Source organism: Enterobacter cloacae complex sp. CDL013 (assembly GCF_049238805.1).
Taxonomy (GTDB): Bacteria; Pseudomonadota; Gammaproteobacteria; order Enterobacterales; family Enterobacteriaceae; genus Enterobacter; species Enterobacter hormaechei_C.
Map to the genome: position 1 here is coordinate 296153 of NZ_JBMKGT010000008.1, position 19284 is coordinate 315436.

A 19284-nucleotide genomic window follows, 5' to 3' on the forward strand; every position below is an offset into this window, starting at 1 on the left:
GTTTACTCCTCGCGCAGCAGGTTGACGTAATGGCGGGTGACGGCGGTGAGATCCGTCCCTTCGAGCGGAAATTCGATACCGCGCGGCGCGTCGGCAGGCAGTTGATTAAGCAGATCCCGCCAGCGAGAATCGGTCTGATCCGGCGCGACGGCGCGGAACTGCGCCTTATGCGGGACTGCGGCCTTCACATGAATATAGCTCACGGCGGGAGCCAGCTGTCGTGCAGCCTCTTCCGGGGAGTCGCCAACCCACAGCCAGTTGCCCATATCGAACGTCAGTGTGACCGGCAGCGCCATTACCCGGCAGGCGGCTTTGAAGCGCTGCATCGGCGCGAGCTGCCCGCAGTCGGTCTGGTCGTTTTCCACCACCAGCGTCATGCCGCTTTCATCCAGCAGTGCGCGCAGGGCTTCAAGCGGTTGTTTGTCGCTGAAATGACCCAGCGAAACTTTAAGCCACAGCGCGTTCAGTGCGCTGGCTTCGCTAAGGTAGCGCGGAAGATCCGGGTTGAGGGTTCCATCGGGCATAAACAGGGGGGCCGGGGCGGAGTAGCACGCCAGTAAACCCAGCAGTTCAATGGACTCGCCCAGCGCAGGCAGGGCCATTAACTCGTCGTGGCTGAAGAGCTCTCGGCGGATTTCAACGCCATCAGCCCCTGCGCCGGCAATAACGGGAAGCATTGCCCGTTGACCGCCTGCCTGTCGCACCTGATCCGCACCATACGCGGCGGTGACCACCATAATTTTCCTGCTCATTTCCTGACTCCAGAGCGTAATCGATAGTATTACGCTAGATGGAACCGGTTCCAAAGAAAAGATCGGGATGCTGAATTTATGATCGCTGTCACGAAGGGGAAATTAACGGGCAGTAGAGCCGCGAACGATCAGCTCGCCAGAAAAAACCTGCTCGCGTACGGCGTCGCGGGTGCCTTCAATGCGGCGAACCACTTGTTCAACCGCGGCATAGCCGATCTGCCAGGTGGGTTGTTTGAGGGTGGTAATGCCTACGCCAGCAAGTTCAGCCCACTCCAGTTCATCAAAGCCGAGCAAGCCGATGTCGCTGCCCCAGTGCAGGCCAATGCGTTTAAGCGAGCGGGCAACCTGAAGCGTCAGCGCCCCGTTAGCGGAGATCACCGCCTTACGCATTCCCCGATGGCGGGTATGGAACTGGCGCAGGGTATTATCCAGCTGTCCGGCTTCATGGAGGGGGATTTCGGCATTTTCGGCGATCACACCGGGATAACGCGCCAGCGTGGCGCGAAATGCAGACAGGCGGTCCCGACGGGTGTTAACCATGCCAAGCGGTTCGCTCAGGAACAGAATGGCTTCGAAACCCTGTTCAATCAGGTGCTCGGTGGCAGTGGTGGCCGCCTGGGTGTTATCCAGCCCGACCACATCGCAGGCAAATTCCGGGATTTTGCGGTCAATAAGCACCATCGGGAGAGACGATTGTTGCAGACGATTTAGCCCCTCTTCGCGCATCCCGACGGCATTGACCACGATCCCTTCCACCTGATAGCTGCGCAGCAGATCGAGGTAATGCAACTCCTGATCAACTTCGTTATTGGTGTTACAGACCAGCGGGGTAAAGCCTTTTTCCCGGCACGCCGCTTCGATGCCGCTGAGTACGTTAACGGAGTAGGGGTTAGTGATATCGGCGATGATAAGCCCAATCAGGCGGGTGCGACCCCGCTTGAGGCCGCGCGCCATCAGGCTGGGACGGTAGTCGAGATCGGCAATGGCTTGTTCGATCCGCGCCAGCAGCGCATCGGACAGCAGGTGTTTCTCGCCGTTGAGGTAGCGTGAAATGCTGGTTTTACCGGTTTTGGCGGCTTTCGCCACGTCGCTGATGGTGGCCCGGGTTGGTTTGATCATCGCTGATTTCCCTGAATTTAGTGAGAATACCTTAGCGGGAAAATCTGGCGAATCAAGCAATTTGCCGGGTGGCGGTCTGATGCCCTCACCCCAACCCTCTCCTACAGGAGAGGGCGCAAATACTAAAACGGCAACGGGGTTGCCGTTTTGCTTTTACCTACTGCACAGGACTCAACGTAATTTCAACGCGGCGGTTCTGCGCTTTGCCTTCCGCCGTGCTGTTGCTGGCGATCGGGTTAGCCGGACCCATGCCGCTGGTGCGGATGCGGTTCGCTTCTACGCCCTGGGTGATCAGCGAGCTGGCCACGGAATCGGCGCGCTGCTGCGACAGACGCATGTTCAGATCCTGGCTGCCGGTGCTGTCGGTGTAACCAATCACGTTCACGGCAGTTTTATTGTACTCTTTCAGCACTGCGGCCACGCCGGTCAGGGTGTTCGCGCCTGCGGGTTTCAGCGTCGCGCTGCTGCTGTCAAAGGTCACGTTGTTTGGCATGTTCAGGATGATGTTGTCACCGCTGCGCGTCACGCTTACGCCCGTACCTTTCATTTTGTCACGCAGTTTTGCTTCCTGCACGTCCATGTAATAACCCACGCCGCCGCCCAGGGCTGCGCCTGCCGCTGCGCCAATCAGCGCACCTTTGCCGCGATCTTTCTTGGAGGAGGAGAGTACGCCAACGCCAGCGCCTACCAGGGAACCAATACCCGCGCCAATGCCGGATTTGCCCGCTTCGCGTTCACCGGTGTAAGGGTTGGTTGTGCAGCCTGAAACAGCCAGTGCGCCGCTCACCAGAGCGGCAATAACGAGTACGCGTTTTTTCATCTTATTTCCTTAATCCTTTTTATTCTTTGCCACGACGGACGTGGCAGTGGATTATGACGTCCGGATACGGAGAAAATTCAGTGTATAACTCTGAAATTTGTCACAAACGATAAATTGCCTCAATGAAAGGCCGAAACACCTGCACGCAACCAGGAGCGCACGCTTTGAGCACCTCAACAAAAACCATTCTGACCGCCGCCCACTGGGGGCCGATGCTGGTCGAAACCGATGGCGACACTGTGCTGTCGTCTCGCGGGGCTTTGCCTTCGCGCCATCTCAACTCTTTACAGACCGTCGTTCGCGATCAGGTACACAGCAAGACCCGCGTCCGCTGGCCGATGGTGCGTAAAGGCTTTCTGGCGTCACCGGATAAACCGCAGGGTATTCGCGGGCAGGATGAGTTCGTGCGCGTGAGCTGGGACGATGCGCTGGCGCTGATCCATACGCAGCATAAACGCATCCGCGACAGCTATGGCCCGTCGTCCATTTTTGCCGGCTCCTATGGCTGGCGCTCAAACGGCGTGCTGCATAAGGCTGCAACCCTGCTGCAACGCTATATGAGCCTGGCCGGAGGATATACCGGCCATCTGGGTGATTACTCGACCGGCGCGGCGCAGGCGATCATGCCGTATGTCGTGGGCGGGAATGAGGTTTATCAACAGCAGACCAGCTGGCCGCTGGTGCTGGAGCATACAGAGGTGGTGGTGCTGTGGAGCGCCAACCCGCTCAATACCCTGAAAATTGCCTGGAATGCGTCCGACGAGCAGGGCGTTTCCTACTTCGATGCGCTGCGCAAAAGCGGCAAGCGCATCATCTGTATCGATCCGATGCGCTCTGAAACCCTGGATTTCTTCGGCAACAGCGCGGAATGGATCGCGCCGCATATGGGCACCGACGTGGCGATGATGCTGGGCATCGCCCACACCCTGGTGGAGAACGGCTGGCACGACACGGAATTTCTGGCGCGTTGTACCACGGGGTTCGATAAATTTGCCGACTATCTGACGGGACAAAGCGACGGTATTGCCAAAACCGCAGAGTGGGCCGCGGCGATTTGCGGCGTTAATGCCGTTAAAATCCGCGAACTGGCGGCATTATTCCATAGCCATGTCACGATGCTCATGTCCGGCTGGGGGATGCAGCGCCAGCAGTTTGGCGAGCAAAAGCACTGGATGCTGGTGACGCTCGCCGCGATGCTTGGGCAGATTGGCACACCCGGCGGCGGTTTTGGTCTTTCCTATCACTTTGCCAACGGCGGCAACCCTACGCGTAAAGCCGCGGTGCTGGCGTCCATGCAGGGCTCGGTGCAGGGTGGCGTGGACGCTGTGGAAAAAATTCCGGTGGCACGCATTGTTGAAGCCCTGGAGAACCCCGGCGGGTTTTATCAGCACAACGGTCAGGATCGCCATTTCCCGGATATTAAGTTTATCTGGTGGGCGGGTGGGGCCAACTTCACCCATCACCAGGATACCAACCGCCTAATCCGCGCCTGGCAGAAACCGGAGCTGGTGGTGATCTCGGAGTGCTTCTGGACTGCGTCAGCGAAACATGCCGATATCGTTTTGCCTGCCACGACCTCGTTCGAGCGTAACGATCTCACCATGACGGGGGATTACAGCAACCAGCATATGGTGCCGATGAAGCGCGTCGTGGCTCCCCGGGATGAAGCGCGGGATGATTTCGACGTCTTTGCCGACCTGAGTGAAATGTGGGAAGCGGGCGGGCGGGAGCGTTTCACCGAGGGCAAAACGGATCTGCAATGGCTGGAAACATTTTACCAGATTGCCAGCCAGCGCGGGGCTGCGCAGGGCGTGTCCCTGCCGCCATTTGCTGAGTTCTGGGAGGCGAATCAACTCTTCGAAATGCCAGAAAGCGAGCAGAACGCGCGGTTTGTGCGCTTTGCTGACTTCCGTCGCGATCCGGAGAATCACCCGTTAAAAACCGAAAGCGGGAAGATTGTGATCTACAGCGAACGCATCGCCAGCTTTGGCTACGCGGACTGTCCGCCGCATCCGGCGTGGCTGGAGCCGGACGAATGGCATGGCAATGCGCAGCCGGGGCAGCTTCAGCTGCTGTCTGCCCATCCTGCCCATCGTCTGCACAGCCAGCTCAACTATTCGGCTCTGCGCGAGCAGTATGCGGTGGCGGGTCGTGAGCCGATCGCGCTGAATAGCGACGATGCAAAGGCGCGGGGGATTAACGACGGCGATCTCGTTCGGGTCTGGAACGCGCGCGGGCAGGTGCTGGCAGGCGCCGTGGTGAGTGACGGGATCCGCCCTGGCGTTTTCTGCATTCATCAGGGCGCATGGCCGGATCTGGCGCTGGACGAGGGCGGTATTTGTAAGAACGGCGCCGTAAACGTGCTGACCAAAGATCTCCCCAGCTCGAAGCTGGGGAATGGCTGCGCGGGGAATACGGCGCTGGCATGGGTGGAGAAATATGAGGGGCCGGCGCTTACCCTTACGGCGTTTGATCCGCCTGCCAGCTCATGATCCACGTCGGGTGTTGGGTATCATCCTGCCAGGCGCTGTCTTCGATGCGAAAACCCTGAGCATGATAGAAATTCACCGCCCGCACGTTTTTCTGGTACACCTCCAGGGTTAAATACGGGTAGTGCTGCTGAACGTGGTTCAGCAGCGCACGCCCAATCCCCTTTCCGATGAACGCCGGGGCGACAAACAGCGCCCCCACGAACTGGAACTGCATGACGCTGATAAAACCGCACAGGGTACCGTTTTCTTCCCAGACCCAGGTCTCGGCGGCGGGAAGGTATTCATCCCGCACTACCGCTTCATTCGCTTGCCAGTAACTTGCGTCGATAAACGGATGCGCCTCGGTGGTGCTCTCCAGCCACAGACTCAAAAGCGGCGCGGTGTTCTCACTTTGCCATTTGCGGATCATGGTGGCCCTCCGGATGGCAGAAGCAGCCCGTAATGTGGTCATTGACCAGCCCGCAGGCCTGCATAAAGGAGTAACAGATGGTGGTGCCCACAAACTTAAAGCCGCGTTTTTTCAGCGCTTTCGACAGGGCATCTGAGGCGGGGGTCGACGTTGGGATCTCTGCAAGCGTGGCGGCCTGCGTCACCTTCGGCTCGTTATCCACAAACGACCAGACAAATGCTGAAAAGGGTTCGCCATTTTGCTCCATCGCCAGATAAGCACGCGCGTTACCAATAATGGCCTGAATTTTACCGCGATGGCGGATGATACCGGTATCCAGAACCAGCTTTTGTACGTCGTCGTCGGTCATGGCGGCAACCGCAGCCGGATCGAACTGGTGGAAGGCTTTGCGATAGTTCTCACGCTTTTTCAGAACGGTGATCCACGACAGCCCGGCCTGCTGGCCTTCAAGGCAAATCATTTCAAATAGTTTTTTACCGTCGGTTTCCGGTACGCCCCATTCCTTGTCGTGATAATCGATATAAAGCTGATCCTGGCTTACCCAGCCGCAACGTTGCATAGGTCATCTCCCTTCCTGATACGGTAAACGCAAAAATTTCAATCTGCCCGGCTTGACGTGTCTGCTAAAGAGACAATAGTTAATACAGGGCTATACGCCCTAATACCTCTTCGAACAATGACATATATCGCCGAACTCGGCTCTTTCTGGAGTCGCTTTGATGATGATAAAAAAAATCAGTGGTCGCCATGCTGCTTCTGGCCTGGTGGGTGTTTCAGTCTGCCTGCTTTTTTGTCACACCGCTTTTGCGTGGCAACAGGAATATATCGTTTCAGATGCACAAAGTAATACGACGGAACGTTATACATGGGACGCCGATCACCAACCTCGTTATGAAGATATTCTCGCGGAGCGTATTAACCGCACGCAGAATGCTACGGGGTTTACCCTGAACGATCCCTCCGGTTCGGATGCGGAAACCGTTCTGAGCGTTGGCTGGAATTTTCCCGTGGCGGGACATTTCACCACCGGGCCCGTCATGGCGTGGCGCACTGATGGCGCCCCCCCTGTAACGGTGAATGCGTTTGAGGATACAACCACCACGCAGTCGCTTACCGATCCCCTCTGGCATGCCAGCGTGAACTCATTGGGTTGGCGTGTTGATACGCAGTATGGTGATTTACACCCCTGGGCGAAGATCAGCTATAACCAGCAAACTGAAGAAGAATATTTATATACGCTGGGATTGAGCGCCAAATTTTAAGGGTTGTTATTTTTTTAAACGATACGATAACATATTTAATACAATTATGACGGGGTCTGGAGCGATAGTGCCCACTAACAGAACAGCGCTTCATTCCCCGGCAAGGTCATTCATTCCAGATCCCAGGCATTTCATTCCTTCTCTCCTGCATTTCATTCCGTTTTTCCCCAACGCTATAGAGGTTTTGTTTATCGTTGTCCTCAGCGAATTTCCATAATTTATCTTGCAGGACACTGCCATGAACACATCAACTTATAACCGCACGCGTTGGCTGACGCTATTCGGCACCATCGTTACCCAGTTCGCACTGGGATCGGTCTATACCTGGAGCCTGTTTAACAGCGCCCTGTCCGATAAGCTCGGCGCGCCGATAAGCCAGGTGGCATTCTCCTTCGGCTTGCTGAGTCTTGGGTTAGCAATTTCCTCTTCCGTGGCGGGCAAACTTCAGGAACGTTTCGGCGTGAAGCGTGTAACCATGGCATCCGGGATCTTGCTGGGCTTGGGATTCTTCCTGACGGCATATTCTAACAACCTGATGATGCTGTGGCTGAGCGCCGGGGTGCTGGTGGGGCTGGCGGACGGCGCAGGTTATCTGCTGACGCTGTCTAACTGCGTGAAGTGGTTCCCGGAGCGTAAAGGGCTTATCTCCGCATTTGCCATTGGTTCATATGGCCTGGGCAGCCTCGGCTTCAAATTCATCGATGCGCATCTGCTGGCCTCGGTTGGGCTTGAGAAAACCTTTATGATCTGGGGCGTGATTGTGCTGGTAATGATCCTCTTCGGCGCCACGCTGATGAAAGATGCGCCGCAGCAGGAAGTGAAAACCGTTAACGGCGTGGTGGAGAACGATTTCACCCTCGCTCAGTCCATGCGTAAGCCGCAGTACTGGATGCTGGCGGTGATGTTCCTGACGGCCTGCATGAGCGGTCTGTATGTCATCGGTGTGGCGAAAGATATCGCGCAGGGAATGGTAAAACTGGACGCGGCGACGGCGGCGAACGCCGTAACGGTCATCTCCATCGCTAACCTCTCGGGTCGTCTGGTACTGGGTATCTTGTCTGACAAAATCGCCCGGATCCGCGTGATTACGCTGGGGCAGGTGATCTCCCTGGTGGGTATGGCAGCACTGCTGTTCGCTCCGCTGAACGAGGCGACATTCTTTGCGGCGATAGCCTGCGTAGCCTTTAACTTTGGCGGCACTATTACCGTCTTCCCGTCGCTGGTGAGCGAGTTCTTCGGCCTGAACAACCTGGCGAAAAACTACGGCGTGATTTATCTCGGCTTCGGTATCGGCAGTATTTGCGGTTCACTGATTGCCTCGCTGTTTGGTGGCTTCTACGTGACATTCTGCGTGATATTTGCCTTGCTGATTATTTCGCTGGCGCTGTCCACCACGATTCGTCAGCCGCAGCGCGAGGTATATAAAGAAGCGCATGCATGATTCGATAAAAAGGGGCCGCAGGGCCTCTTTTATTTATTTCTAAATCGCTTCCGGACTTGCTATTTTGTAAAAATCTTCATCGATTCACATTCTCTGCTGCCACTTTTCTTTCCTGCTGTGGTCTACTTATCGCGCTTGTAGACGTTTCTGATAACGGTTTCTCTCGCATCTACTTACTCTGTCAGCTTTCTCACTGAGATTCGGCGGGTCTTTATACCCCTTCCCCCAGGGTTGTTTGCATGAAATATATTAGGTCTCTTACCCAGCAAAGATTGTGTCTGATGCTGGCTGTCTATATCGGTTTGTTTCTGAATGGCGCGGTGCTGTTCAGACGAGTGGAAGGTTATTTCGAACACCTCACTGTAAGAAATGGAATTTTTGCCGCGATTGAAGTGTTTGGCTCAATTCTGGCGACCTTCTTCCTGCTACGTCTGCTCTCGCTTTTTGGCAGACGTACATGGCAGGTTCTGGCCTCGCTGGTGGTGATTATCTCCGCCGCCGCAAGCTATTACATGACATTCATGAATGTGGTCATTGGCTACGGTATTGTGGCCTCGGTGATGACCACGGACATCGACCTCTCGAAAGAGGTGGTGGGTCAAGGGTTCATCCTGTGGACGATTCTGACCTGCCTGATCCCGCTCTTCTTTATCTGGAGTAACACCTGCCGCTACACCCTGTTACGCCAGCTGCGTACCCGGGGACAGCGCATCCGCAACGTCGCCGTCGTTCTTCTGGCGGGTCTGCTGGTATGGGCGCCTATTCGCCTGATGGAAAAACAGCAAAAGCGGATCGAAAAAGCGACAGGCGTGGATATGCCAAGCTACGGCGGCGTGGTGGCTAACTCGTATCTGCCGTCTAACTGGCTGTCGGCGTTAGGTCTTTATGCCTGGGCTCAGGCGGACGAATCCAGCGATGTGAAATCGCTGATTAACCCAACCAAAAAGTTCACCTACCAGGCCCCGGCTGACGGGCTGGATGATACTTACGTGGTCTTCGTTATCGGCGAAACGACGCGCTGGGATCATATGGGTATCCTCGGTTATGACCGCGATACCACCCCGAAACTGGCGCAGGAAAAGAATCTTGTAGCTTACCGCGGCTACTCCTGCGATACCGCCACGAAGCTCTCGTTGCGCTGTATGTTTGTTCGTGAGGGCGGTGCGAGTGATAATCCTCAGCGCACTCTCAAAGAGCAAAACGTGTTTGCTGTTCTGAAGCAGCTTGGATTTAGCTCCGATCTGTTCGCCATGCAAAGTGAGATGTGGTTCTACACCAACACCATGGCGGATAACATCGCCTACCGCGAGCAGATTGGCGCCGAGCCGCGTAACCGCGGAAAGAACGTTGATGACATGTTGCTGCTCTCTGAGATGGAACAGTCACTGAAAAACCATCCGCAGGGTAAGCATCTTATTGTTCTGCATACCAAAGGGTCACACTACAGCTACTATCAGCGTTACACGCGCGATTTCGCCAAATGGACGCCTGAGTGCGTCGGCATTAACAAGAACTGTAGCAAGCAGGAGCTGATCAATGCCTATGATAACTCGATTCTGTATGTGGATACCTTCCTCAGTCGGGTGATCGACCAGCTTCGCGATAAGAAAGCGATTGTGATCTACGCGGCCGACCACGGCGAGTCCATCAACGAGAAAGAGCATTTACACGGTACGCCGCGTAAGCTGGCTCCGCCTGAGCAGTTCCGCGTGCCGATGATCATGTGGATGTCGGATAAGTACCTGGAAAATCCGGACAAAGCCAAAATGTTTGCCCATCTGAAACAGCAGGCAGAGATCAAGGTACCGCGCCGTCACGTTGAGCTGTACGACACCATTATGGGCTGTCTCGGCTATACCTCACCGAACGGTGGGATTAACGAAAACAACAACTGGTGTAAACTCCCTGATAACACCACAAAAGCCGCGCAGTAGCTGGTCTGGCGAGAATATCGCCAGTTGAATGGCTTTTTGAAAATAAGGGATTGACGGGGGCGCACCTCAGCAGTAAGATGCGCTCCGCATTCGGCGAGTAGCGCAGCTTGGTAGCGCAACTGGTTTGGGACCAGTGGGTCGGAGGTTCGAATCCTCTCTCGCCGACCACATTCTAAAAAGGGCTAACCGCAAGGTTAGCCCTTTTTGCATTAACGCGTTACCCCGCACGAGTCCTCAAAATACCCCTTAGCCCTGCTTCCCCCTGCCTGCTTGCGGTTTTGTGACATAATCCATTGTATTTTTTTATATATAGTTTGATCTTTTTTCGCGTTGCTTATGGATAACCTCAGCATTTTTCGCTGTGCGTTTTAACGTTCGCGGTATTTAGTGCTCAGATAATCACCATCCTGTAAGAAAATTTACCCATTCTGAATAAAACTTAATCACTGAGTGTTGCGAAATATGAAGATAATTGTGCTGCATCATGGCGAGTAGCATAAATTTCTCTGCTGAAAACTCACGGTCAGGGTTTTTTTAATCTTTGTTTGCGGTTTCTCACACTCCACGTAAATCCCCGCCACCTGTATTGACGTTTTCACATTCTGTTGACAGATTGTAGGGCACGAGGGGCATTTCAGGGAGGATCTGCGCTGCAACTCAAACGCTCTTCTGAAAGGATTCTCTATCCCTTTTAACGCCTTCGGGCATCACCGACCGGACCGGGTAAAAAATAAATAAAGGTCAGGCGGCGTAACACAACAAAGCAAAACATCACATTGGAGCACAATAATGAGTATTTCCTTGAAGAAGTCAGGGATGCTGAAGCTTGGTCTGAGCCTGGTGGCCATGACCGTTGCAGCAAGCGTACAGGCAAAAACCCTGGTTTACTGTTCTGAAGGCTCTCCGGAAGGCTTTAACCCACAGCTCTTTACCTCTGGTACGACTTACGACGCAAGCTCTGTACCGATCTATAACCGTCTGGTTGAATTTAAAACCGGCACCACGGAAGTGATTCCTGGCCTGGCTGAAAAGTGGGATATCAGCGAAGACGGTAAAACCTATACCTTCCACCTGCGTCAGGGCGTGAAGTGGCAGGACAGCAAAGAATTTAAACCTACGCGCGACTTTAACGCCGACGACGTTGTGTTCTCCTTCGACCGTCAGAAAAATGCCCAGAACCCGTACCATAAAGTGTCTGGCGGCAGCTATGAATACTTCGAAGGGATGGGTCTGCCAGACCTGATCGCTGAAGTGAAAAAAGTGGACGATAAAACCGTCCAGTTTGTGCTGACGCGTCCGGAAGCGCCATTCCTGGCTGACCTGGCGATGGACTTCGCCTCGATTCTCTCTAAAGAGTATGCGGACAACATGCTGAAAGCCGGCACTCCGGAAAAAGTGGACCTGAACCCAATCGGTACCGGCCCGTTCCAGCTGCTTCAGTACCAGAAAGATTCCCGTATTCTGTATAAAGCCTTCCCGGGCTACTGGGGCACCAAGCCGCAGATCGACCGTCTGGTCTTCTCCATCACGCCTGACGCATCCGTGCGTTACGCAAAATTGCAGAAAAACGAATGTCAGGTGATGCCGTATCCAAACCCGGCTGACATCGCGCGCATGAAGCAGGACAAAAATATCAACCTGCTGGAGCAGGCGGGCCTGAACGTGGGTTATCTCTCCTTCAACACCGAGAAGAAACCGTTCGATGACGTGAAAGTGCGTCAGGCGCTGACCTACGCGGTGAACAAAGAAGCGATCATCAAAGCCGTTTACCAGGGCGCAGGCGTTGCGGCCAAGAACCTGATCCCACCAACCATGTGGGGCTATAACGACGACATTAAGGACTACACCTACGATCCTGAGAAAGCGAAAGCGCTGCTGAAAGAAGCGGGCCAGGACAAAGGCTTTACCGTTGAGCTGTGGGCGATGCCGGTACAGCGTCCTTACAACCCGAACGCACGCCGTATGGCGGAAATGGTTCAGGCTGACTGGGCGAAGATTGGCGTACAGGCCAAGATTGTGACCTACGAGTGGGGCGAGTACCTGAAGCGCGCCAAAGCGGGTGAACACCAGGCGGTCATGATGGGCTGGACCGGTGACAACGGGGATCCGGACAACTTCTTCGCGACCCTGTTCAGCTGTGCGGCAGCGAAAGACGGTTCTAACTATTCTCGCTGGTGCTACAAGCCGTTTGAAGATCTGATCCAGCCGGCGCGTGCGACCGACGATCACAACAAACGTATCGAACTGTATAAGCAAGCGCAGGTTGTCATGCACGATCAGGCTCCGGCGCTGATTGTTGCTCACTCCACCGTGTACGAGCCAGTGCGTAAAGAAGTGAAGGGCTACGTGGTCGATCCACTGGGCAAACACCACTTCGAAAACGTGTCTGTTGAATAATAAGTAGGGTGTTCTCCCTCTCCCTCCTGGAGAGGGCAGGGGTGAGGGGCGTGCATGCACCCCCTCACCCTAACCCTCTCCCACAGGGAGAGGGAATTTACATTTGTGAGCAATACAGACGTCACGCCACTGAGTGTGCGTCATCAGAGAGAATCCGGGTTATGTTGCAGTTCATCCTCCGACGTCTGGGACTGGTTATCCCGACGTTTATCGGTATCACCCTTCTCACTTTTGCCTTCGTCCATATGATCCCGGGTGATCCGGTGATGATTATGGCGGGCGAGCGTGGTATCTCCCCTGAACGTCATGCGCAACTGCTGGCTGAACTCGGCCTCGATAAGCCGATGTGGCAGCAGTATCTCCACTATATCTGGGGCGTGTTGCACGGCGATTTAGGGATTTCACTGAAAAGCCGTCTTCCGGTGTGGGACGAGTTCGTACCTCGCTTTAAAGCGACGCTGGAACTCGGTATCTGCGCCATGATCTTCGCGACCGCGGTAGGGATCCCCGTTGGCGTACTGGCTGCCGTTAAACGTGGCTCTATTTTTGACCACACCGCTGTTGGCCTGGCACTGACCGGCTACTCCATGCCTATCTTCTGGTGGGGCATGATGCTGATCATGCTGGTCTCGGTGCAGTGGAACCTGACGCCGGTCTCCGGACGCGTCAGCGATATGGTTTTCCTTGACGACACCAATCCGTTAACCGGCTTTATGCTGATTGATACGGCGATCTGGGGCGAAGAGGGCAACTTCATTGATGCGGTTGCGCACATGATCCTGCCTGCAATGGTGTTGGGCACCATCCCTCTGGCGGTGATCGTGCGTATGACCCGTTCCTCCATGCTGGAAGTGTTGGGCGAGGATTATATTCGTACTGCCCGCGCTAAAGGCCTGACCCGTATGCGCGTCATCATCATTCATGCCCTGCGAAACGCTATGCTGCCGGTGGTAACCGTTATCGGTTTGCAGGTCGGTACGCTGCTGGCGGGGGCGATCCTGACCGAAACCATCTTCTCCTGGCCGGGTCTTGGACGCTGGCTGATTGATGCGCTGCAACGCCGTGACTATCCGGTTGTGCAGGGCGGTGTACTGCTGGTCGCGACGATGATTATTCTCGTCAACCTGCTGGTCGATTTGCTGTACGGCGTGGTGAACCCGCGTATTCGTCATAAGAAGTAAGGGGCCATCATGTCACAAGTTACTCAAAATAAAGTGGTCACCGCACCGGTGCCAATGACGCCGATGCAGGAATTCTGGCACTACTTCAAGCGCAACAAAGGCGCGGTCGTCGGGCTGGTGTATGTTTCCATCATGATCCTGATTGCGGTGTTTGCGAACGTCCTTGCGCCGTATAACCCGGCTGATCAGTTCCGCGATGCGCTGCTGGCACCTCCTGCATGGCAGGACGGCGGAAGCCTGGCGCACCTGCTGGGCACCGACGACGTGGGTCGCGATGTGCTTTCGCGCCTGATGTACGGCGCACGCCTGTCGCTGCTGGTTGGCTGCCTCGTTGTCGTACTGTCGCTGATCATGGGGATCGTACTCGGCCTGGTGGCAGGCTACTTCGGCGGCATTGTTGATAACATCATCATGCGCGTCGTCGACATTATGCTGGCATTGCCAAGCCTGCTGCTGGCGCTGGTGCTGGTGGCGATCTTCGGTCCGTCGATTGGTAACGCCGCGCTTGCGCTGACGTTTGTTGCGCTACCGCACTATGTGCGTCTGACCCGTGCGGCGGTGCTGGTGGAAGTGAACCGCGACTACGTTACCGCCTCTCGCGTGGCGGGTGCCGGTGCGATGCGTCAGATGTTTATCAATATCTTCCCAAACTGCCTTGCGCCGCTGATTGTTCAGGCGTCGCTCGGTTTCTCTAACGCCATTCTTGATATGGCCGCTCTTGGCTTCCTTGGCATGGGTGCGCAGCCGCCAACACCGGAGTGGGGCACCATGCTCTCCGACGTGTTGCAGTTCGCGCAAAGCGCCTGGTGGGTCGTCACCTTCCCGGGTCTGGCGATTCTGCTGACGGTGCTGGCATTTAACCTGATGGGTGATGGTCTGCGTGATGCACTTGATCCCAAACTGAAGCAGTAAGAGGCACGAGATGGCGTTATTAAATGTAAATAAATTATCCGTGCACTTTGGCGACGAAGGCACACCGTTTCGCGCCGTGGACCGTATCAGCTACAGCGTTAATCAGGGCGAAGTGGTCGGGATTGTAGGAGAGTCGGGCTCCGGTAAGTCAGTGAGTTCGCTGGCGATTATGGGGCTGATTGACTACCCCGGCCGCGTGATGGCGGAAAATCTGGAGTTCAACGGTCAGGATCTGAAGCGTATTTCCGAAAAACAGCGCCGCCAGCTGGTGGGCGCGGAAGTGGCGATGATCTTCCAGGACCCCATGACCAGCCTGAACCCATGCTACACCGTGGGTTTCCAGATTATGGAAGCGATTAAGGTGCATCAGGGTGGGAATAAGAAAACCCGTCGCCAGCGTGCTATCGATCTGCTGAACCAGGTGGGGATACCTGACCCAGCATCGCGTCTGGACGTTTACCCGCACCAGCTTTCAGGCGGGATGAGCCAGCGCGTGATGATCGCCATGGCGATTGCCTGTCGGCCAAAGCTGCTGATTGCGGATGAACCGACGACGGCGCTTGACGTGACCATCCAGGCACAGATCATCGAGCTGCTGCTGGAGCTGCAGCAGAAAGAGAACATGGCGCTGGTGCTGATTACGCACGATCTGGCGCTGGTGGCGGAAGCGGCGCACAAAATCATCGTGATGTACGCGGGTCAGGTGGTGGAGACCGGAAGTTCGCACGATATCTTCCGCGCGCCGCGTCATCCGTATACGCAGGCGTTGCTGCGTGCGCTGCCGGAGTTTGCCCAGGACAAAGCGCGTCTGGCGTCACTGCCGGGTGTGGTTCCGGGTAAATATGACCGTCCGCAGGGCTGCCTGCTGAATCCGCGCTGCCCGTATGCGACAGATAAATGCCGCGCCGAGGAGCCAGAGCTGAATCTGCTGGCCGATGGTCGGCAGTCAAAATGCCACTACCCACTCGATGATGCCGGGAGGCCAACACTATGAGTACGCACCAGGCCACCACGCAACGGCCGCTGTTGCAGGCTATCGACCTGAAAAAACATTACCCGGTGAAGAAGGGGATTTTTGCCCCCGAGCGCCTGGTAAAAGCGCTGGACGGCGTCTCCTTCAGCCTTGAACGCGGTAAAACGCTGGCGGTCGTCGGGGAGTCGGGCTGTGGGAAATCCACGCTGGGCCGTCTGCTGACGATGATTGAAACGCCAACCGGCGGCGAGCTTTACTATCAGGGCCAGGATCTGCTCAAGCACGATCCGCAGGCGCAGAAGCTGCGTCGCCAGAAAATCCAGATTGTGTTCCAGAACCCGTACGGTTCTTTAAACCCGCGTAAAAAAGTGGGGCAGATTCTGGAAGAACCGCTGCTGATTAACAGCAATCTGAGCAAAGAGCAGCGTCGTGAAAAAGCGCTGGCGATGATGGCGAAGGTGGGGCTTAAAACCGAGCATTACGATCGCTACCCGCATATGTTCTCTGGTGGTCAGCGTCAGCGTATTGCCATCGCTCGTGGGCTGATGCTTGACCCGGATGTGGTGATTGCCGATGAGCCGGTCTCAGCGCTTGACGTGTCCGTTCGCGCGCAGGTGCTTAACCTGATGATGGATTTACAGCAGGATCTGGGACTGTCGTATGTCTTCATCTCCCATGACCTGTCCGTGGTCGAGCACATTGCCGATGAGGTGATGGTGATGTATCTGGGACGCTGCGTGGAGAAGGGGACGAAAGATCAGATCTTTACTAACCCGCGTCATCCGTATACCCAGGCACTGCTGTCTGCGACGCCGCGGCTGAACCCGGATGACCGCCGTGAGCGCATTAAGCTGACCGGTGAGTTGCCAAGCCCGCTTAACCCGCCGCCGGGATGTGCGTTTAACGCCCGCTGCCGTCGCCGCTTCGGTCCGTGTACGCAGTTGCAGCCACAGCTAAAGGATTATGGTGGACAGCTGGTGGCCTGCTTCGCGGTCGATCAGGATGAAAACGGCGAAAAGCCGCATGCATAAATAAAAAAACCGGCGATAAGCCGGTTTTTTTACGTCTGAGGTCTACTTCCGTAAACGAATCTGGTCGACGGCGTGTTTCTCACTCTTGGTGAGGATCAGGCTTGCGCGTTCGCGCGTCGGCAGGATGTTCTCTTTGAGGTTGACGTAGTTGATCTCATTCCACAGCCCGGTCGCCACGCTGATAGCCTCTTCTTCAGAGAGCTGGGCGTAGTTGTGGAAGTAGGAATCCGGGTCGGTGAACGCCCCTTCGCGGAACTTCAGGAAGCGGTTGATATACCAGCGTTGCAGCAAATCTTCCGGCGCATCGACATAAATTGAGAAATCGACAAAGTCAGAGACAAACACATGATGCGGATCGTGAGGGTAATCCATCCCGCTTTGCAGGACGTTTAAGCCTTCCAGAATCAGGATGTCGGGCTGCACAACCGTTTTGTCGCCATCCGGGATGCGGTCGTAGATCAGATGCGAGTAAACCGGCGCGGTAACGTGAGGTACGCCCGATTTTAGATCTGAAACAAACTTTACCAGGCGGTGCATATCATAAGAGAGCGGGAAGCCCTTCTTTTTCATCAGGCCGCGTTCTTTCAACACCTCGTTGGGATGCAGGAAGCCGTCTGTGGTGATCAGCTCCACGCTGCGGTGTTCCGGCCAGCGGCTCAGCAGCGCCTGAAGCACGCGCGCGGTGGTACTTTTACCCACTGCCACGCTGCCCGCAATACTGATGATATAAGGAATACGTTGACCGTTCGTGCCGAGGAACTGTTCCAGGACGGCCTGACGACGCAAATTGGAGCTGATATAGAAGTTAAGCAAGCGAGAGAGGGGGAGATAGATTTCTGCCACCTCTTCCAGGGAGAGATCTTCGTTTATCCCTTTTAGCCGTGCGATTTCACCTTCCGTCAGTGTCATAGGGACGGAGTCACGCAGGGCTGCCCACTGGCTACGGTTAAACTGAAGATAGGGCGTCATTAACGTTTGCTCTTTTTTGCTCATAAGCATGCTTCTGTGAACCATCACGAAACGGCGGGTGCGGGCTCATCACATAGTTAATTTTGGACAATGGGCAGGAGGTTAACACCAGATGAGAGGAATAATAAGAAAAAATATGGGAAAGCGATGCTTAACCGGGCAGGTATCACGTGGGGCTATAGCGTGCCGAAATCAGGCGTTCATGTTGAATTTTTAACCGTGAGCGGATGAATTTACAGCGGTTAGCCCTGGTTTCGAATAAAATGTGAGCGAAAGAACGTTTTATGCAATTTTTTAGTTGCATGACTGCGCAGGTCTCCATAGAATGCGCGCTACTTGATGCCGACTTAGCTCAGTAGGTAGAGCAACTGACTTGTAATCAGTAGGTCACCAGTTCGATTCCGGTAGTCGGCACCATCAAGTCCGGTGGGGTTCCCGAGCGGCCAAAGGGAGCAGACTGTAAATCTGCCGTCACAGACTTCGAAGGTTCGAATCCTTCCCCCACCACCACTTTCTGGCAGCGTCAACGCCGCCGGAGCTGGTTGGAAAAATTGACCAGCTCGAACAGAAAAGAGAGAAATCTCTTTTTTTGTTACAGAAAGAACTGGGTAGCCGAGTTTCAGGATGCGGGCATCGTATAATGGCTATTACCTCAGCCTTCCAAGCTGATGATGCGGGTTCGATTCCCGCTGCCCGCTCCAATACGTGCTGATATGGCTCAGTTGGTAGAGCGCACCCTTGGTAAGGGTGAGGTCCCCAGTTCGACTCTGGGTATCAGCACCACTTCACTTCTCCCTCCCTTTCTCTCTGTTTCAATGTAAATGTATTCAACAGTTCAGGCATTTTCGCCTGGTTGATGTGGTGATATCACCGATTTATCCGTGTCTTAGAGGGACAATCGATGTCTAAAGAAAAGTTTGAACGTACAAAACCGCACGTTAACGTCGGTACTATCGGCCACGTTGACCATGGTAAAACAACGCTGACCGCTGCAATCACTACCGTACTGGCTAAAACCTACGGCGGTGCTGCTCGTGCTTTCGACCAGATCGATAACGCACCAGAAGAAAAAGCTCGTGGTATCACCATCAACACTTCTCACGTTGAGTATGACACCCCGACTCGCCACTACGCACACGTAGACTGCCCAGGCCACGCCGACTATGTTAAAAACATGATCACCGGTGCTGCGCAGATGGACGGCGCGATCCTGGTTGTTGCTGCGACTGATGGCCCTATGCCTCAGACTCGTGAGCACATCCTGCTGGGTCGTCAGGTAGGCGTTCCTTACATCATCGTGTTCCTGAACAAGTGCGACATGGTTGATGACGAAGAGCTGCTGGAACTGGTAGAGATGGAAGTTCGTGAACTGCTGTCTCAGTACGATTTCCCAGGCGACGACACTCCAATCGTTCGTGGTTCCGCGCTGAAAGCGCTGGAAGGCGATGCAGAGTGGGAAGCGAAAATCATCGAACTGGCTGGCTTCCTGGATTCTTACATCCCAGAACCAGAGCGTGCGATTGACAAGCCATTCCTGCTGCCAATCGAAGACGTATTCTCCATCTCCGGTCGTGGTACCGTTGTTACCGGTC

Annotated in this window: 16 protein-coding genes and 5 tRNA genes; 15 read left to right on the forward strand and 6 right to left on the reverse strand. The window is 55.1% G+C overall.

What is annotated here, in order from left to right; translation table 11 throughout:
- Positions 1-2 precede the first annotated feature (2 nt).
- From ACOTXD_RS18440 to ACOTXD_RS18450, 3 genes are all read right to left on the reverse strand, one after another.
- Positions 3-752, reverse strand: coding sequence for a sugar phosphate isomerase/epimerase family protein (locus tag ACOTXD_RS18440; protein WP_032608229.1), 750 nt, complete (start codon positions 750-752; stop codon positions 3-5).
- A 102-nt stretch (positions 753-854) separates the two neighbouring features.
- A complete protein-coding gene (locus ACOTXD_RS18445; RefSeq protein ID WP_045335944.1) occupies positions 855-1871 on the reverse strand; it encodes a LacI family DNA-binding transcriptional regulator in 1017 nt (338 codons plus the stop codon).
- A gap of 157 nt (positions 1872-2028) precedes the next feature.
- Entirely contained in the window at positions 2029-2691 is a 663-nt protein-coding gene (locus ACOTXD_RS18450) for an OmpA family lipoprotein (RefSeq protein WP_022650190.1), read from the reverse strand.
- 122 nt (positions 2692-2813) lie between these two features.
- Between ACOTXD_RS18450 and ACOTXD_RS18455 the strand changes: the two genes are divergently transcribed.
- Positions 2814-5183 (forward strand): molybdopterin guanine dinucleotide-containing S/N-oxide reductase, encoded by a 2370-nt coding sequence (locus ACOTXD_RS18455; protein WP_045324760.1) that lies wholly within the window; start codon positions 2814-2816, stop codon positions 5181-5183.
- On the opposite strand, the gene ACOTXD_RS18460 is transcribed toward ACOTXD_RS18455, so the two are convergent.
- Entirely contained in the window at positions 5152-5592 is a 441-nt protein-coding gene (locus ACOTXD_RS18460; protein ID WP_022650192.1) for an N-acetyltransferase, read from the reverse strand. The genes ACOTXD_RS18455 and ACOTXD_RS18460 overlap by 32 nt on opposite strands.
- Complete coding sequence (gene tag, locus ACOTXD_RS18465; RefSeq protein WP_022650193.1) at positions 5570-6151, reverse strand: DNA-3-methyladenine glycosylase I; 582 nt, start codon at positions 6149-6151, stop codon at positions 5570-5572. The genes ACOTXD_RS18460 and tag overlap by 23 nt, the downstream gene beginning before the upstream one ends.
- 160 nt (positions 6152-6311) lie before the next feature.
- On the opposite strand from tag, the gene ACOTXD_RS18470 reads away from it, so the two are divergent.
- From ACOTXD_RS18470 to dppF, 9 genes are all read left to right on the forward strand, one after another.
- Positions 6312-6854 carry a lipase gene (locus ACOTXD_RS18470; RefSeq protein ID WP_022650194.1) on the forward strand — a complete coding sequence of 181 codons (543 nt, stop codon included), beginning with the start codon at positions 6312-6314 and terminating at the stop codon, positions 6852-6854.
- A gap of 238 nt (positions 6855-7092) precedes the next feature.
- Entirely contained in the window at positions 7093-8295 is a 1203-nt protein-coding gene (locus ACOTXD_RS18475) for an L-lactate MFS transporter (RefSeq protein WP_022650195.1), read from the forward strand.
- A gap of 239 nt (positions 8296-8534) precedes the next feature.
- Entirely contained in the window at positions 8535-10229 is a 1695-nt protein-coding gene (gene eptB / locus ACOTXD_RS18480; protein WP_023323998.1) for a kdo(2)-lipid A phosphoethanolamine 7''-transferase, read from the forward strand.
- A gap of 91 nt (positions 10230-10320) precedes the next feature.
- Positions 10321-10397, forward strand: a tRNA-Pro gene (locus ACOTXD_RS18485).
- Between the two features lie 621 nt (positions 10398-11018).
- Positions 11019-12626, forward strand: coding sequence for a dipeptide ABC transporter periplasmic-binding protein DppA (dppA, locus tag ACOTXD_RS18490; protein ID WP_003860756.1), 1608 nt, complete (start codon positions 11019-11021; stop codon positions 12624-12626).
- Positions 12627-12787: 161 nt separating this feature from the next.
- Positions 12788-13807, forward strand: a complete 1020-nt coding sequence (dppB, locus tag ACOTXD_RS18495; protein WP_006810536.1) for a dipeptide ABC transporter permease DppB — start codon at positions 12788-12790, stop codon at positions 13805-13807.
- A gap of 9 nt (positions 13808-13816) precedes the next feature.
- On the forward strand, positions 13817-14719 hold the full coding sequence (dppC, locus tag ACOTXD_RS18500) for a dipeptide ABC transporter permease DppC (protein ID WP_003862349.1): 903 nt from the start codon (positions 13817-13819) through the stop codon (positions 14717-14719).
- Positions 14720-14729: 10 nt separating this feature from the next.
- Positions 14730-15713 (forward strand): dipeptide ABC transporter ATP-binding protein, encoded by a 984-nt coding sequence (dppD, locus tag ACOTXD_RS18505; RefSeq protein ID WP_022650197.1) that lies wholly within the window; start codon positions 14730-14732, stop codon positions 15711-15713.
- Complete coding sequence (gene dppF / locus ACOTXD_RS18510; RefSeq protein ID WP_061856850.1) at positions 15710-16723, forward strand: dipeptide ABC transporter ATP-binding subunit DppF; 1014 nt, start codon at positions 15710-15712, stop codon at positions 16721-16723. The genes dppD and dppF overlap by 4 nt, the downstream gene beginning before the upstream one ends.
- Positions 16724-16765: 42 nt before the next feature.
- On the opposite strand, the gene coaA is transcribed toward dppF, so the two are convergent.
- A complete protein-coding gene (coaA, locus tag ACOTXD_RS18515; protein WP_015569977.1) occupies positions 16766-17716 on the reverse strand; it encodes a type I pantothenate kinase in 951 nt (316 codons plus the stop codon).
- 317 nt (positions 17717-18033) lie between these two features.
- On the opposite strand from coaA, the gene ACOTXD_RS18520 reads away from it, so the two are divergent.
- The 5 genes from ACOTXD_RS18520 to ACOTXD_RS18540 all read left to right on the forward strand — a co-directional run.
- A tRNA-Thr gene (locus tag ACOTXD_RS18520) sits at positions 18034-18109 on the forward strand.
- Positions 18110-18117: 8 nt separating this feature from the next.
- Positions 18118-18202, forward strand: a tRNA-Tyr gene (locus ACOTXD_RS18525).
- Between the two features lie 116 nt (positions 18203-18318).
- A tRNA-Gly gene (locus ACOTXD_RS18530) sits at positions 18319-18393 on the forward strand.
- A 6-nt stretch (positions 18394-18399) separates the two neighbouring features.
- Positions 18400-18475: transfer RNA gene (locus ACOTXD_RS18535), tRNA-Thr, on the forward strand.
- 118 nt (positions 18476-18593) lie between these two features.
- On the forward strand, positions 18594-19284 hold a 691-nt coding region (locus ACOTXD_RS18540; RefSeq protein WP_079831122.1), incomplete at its 3' end, for an elongation factor Tu.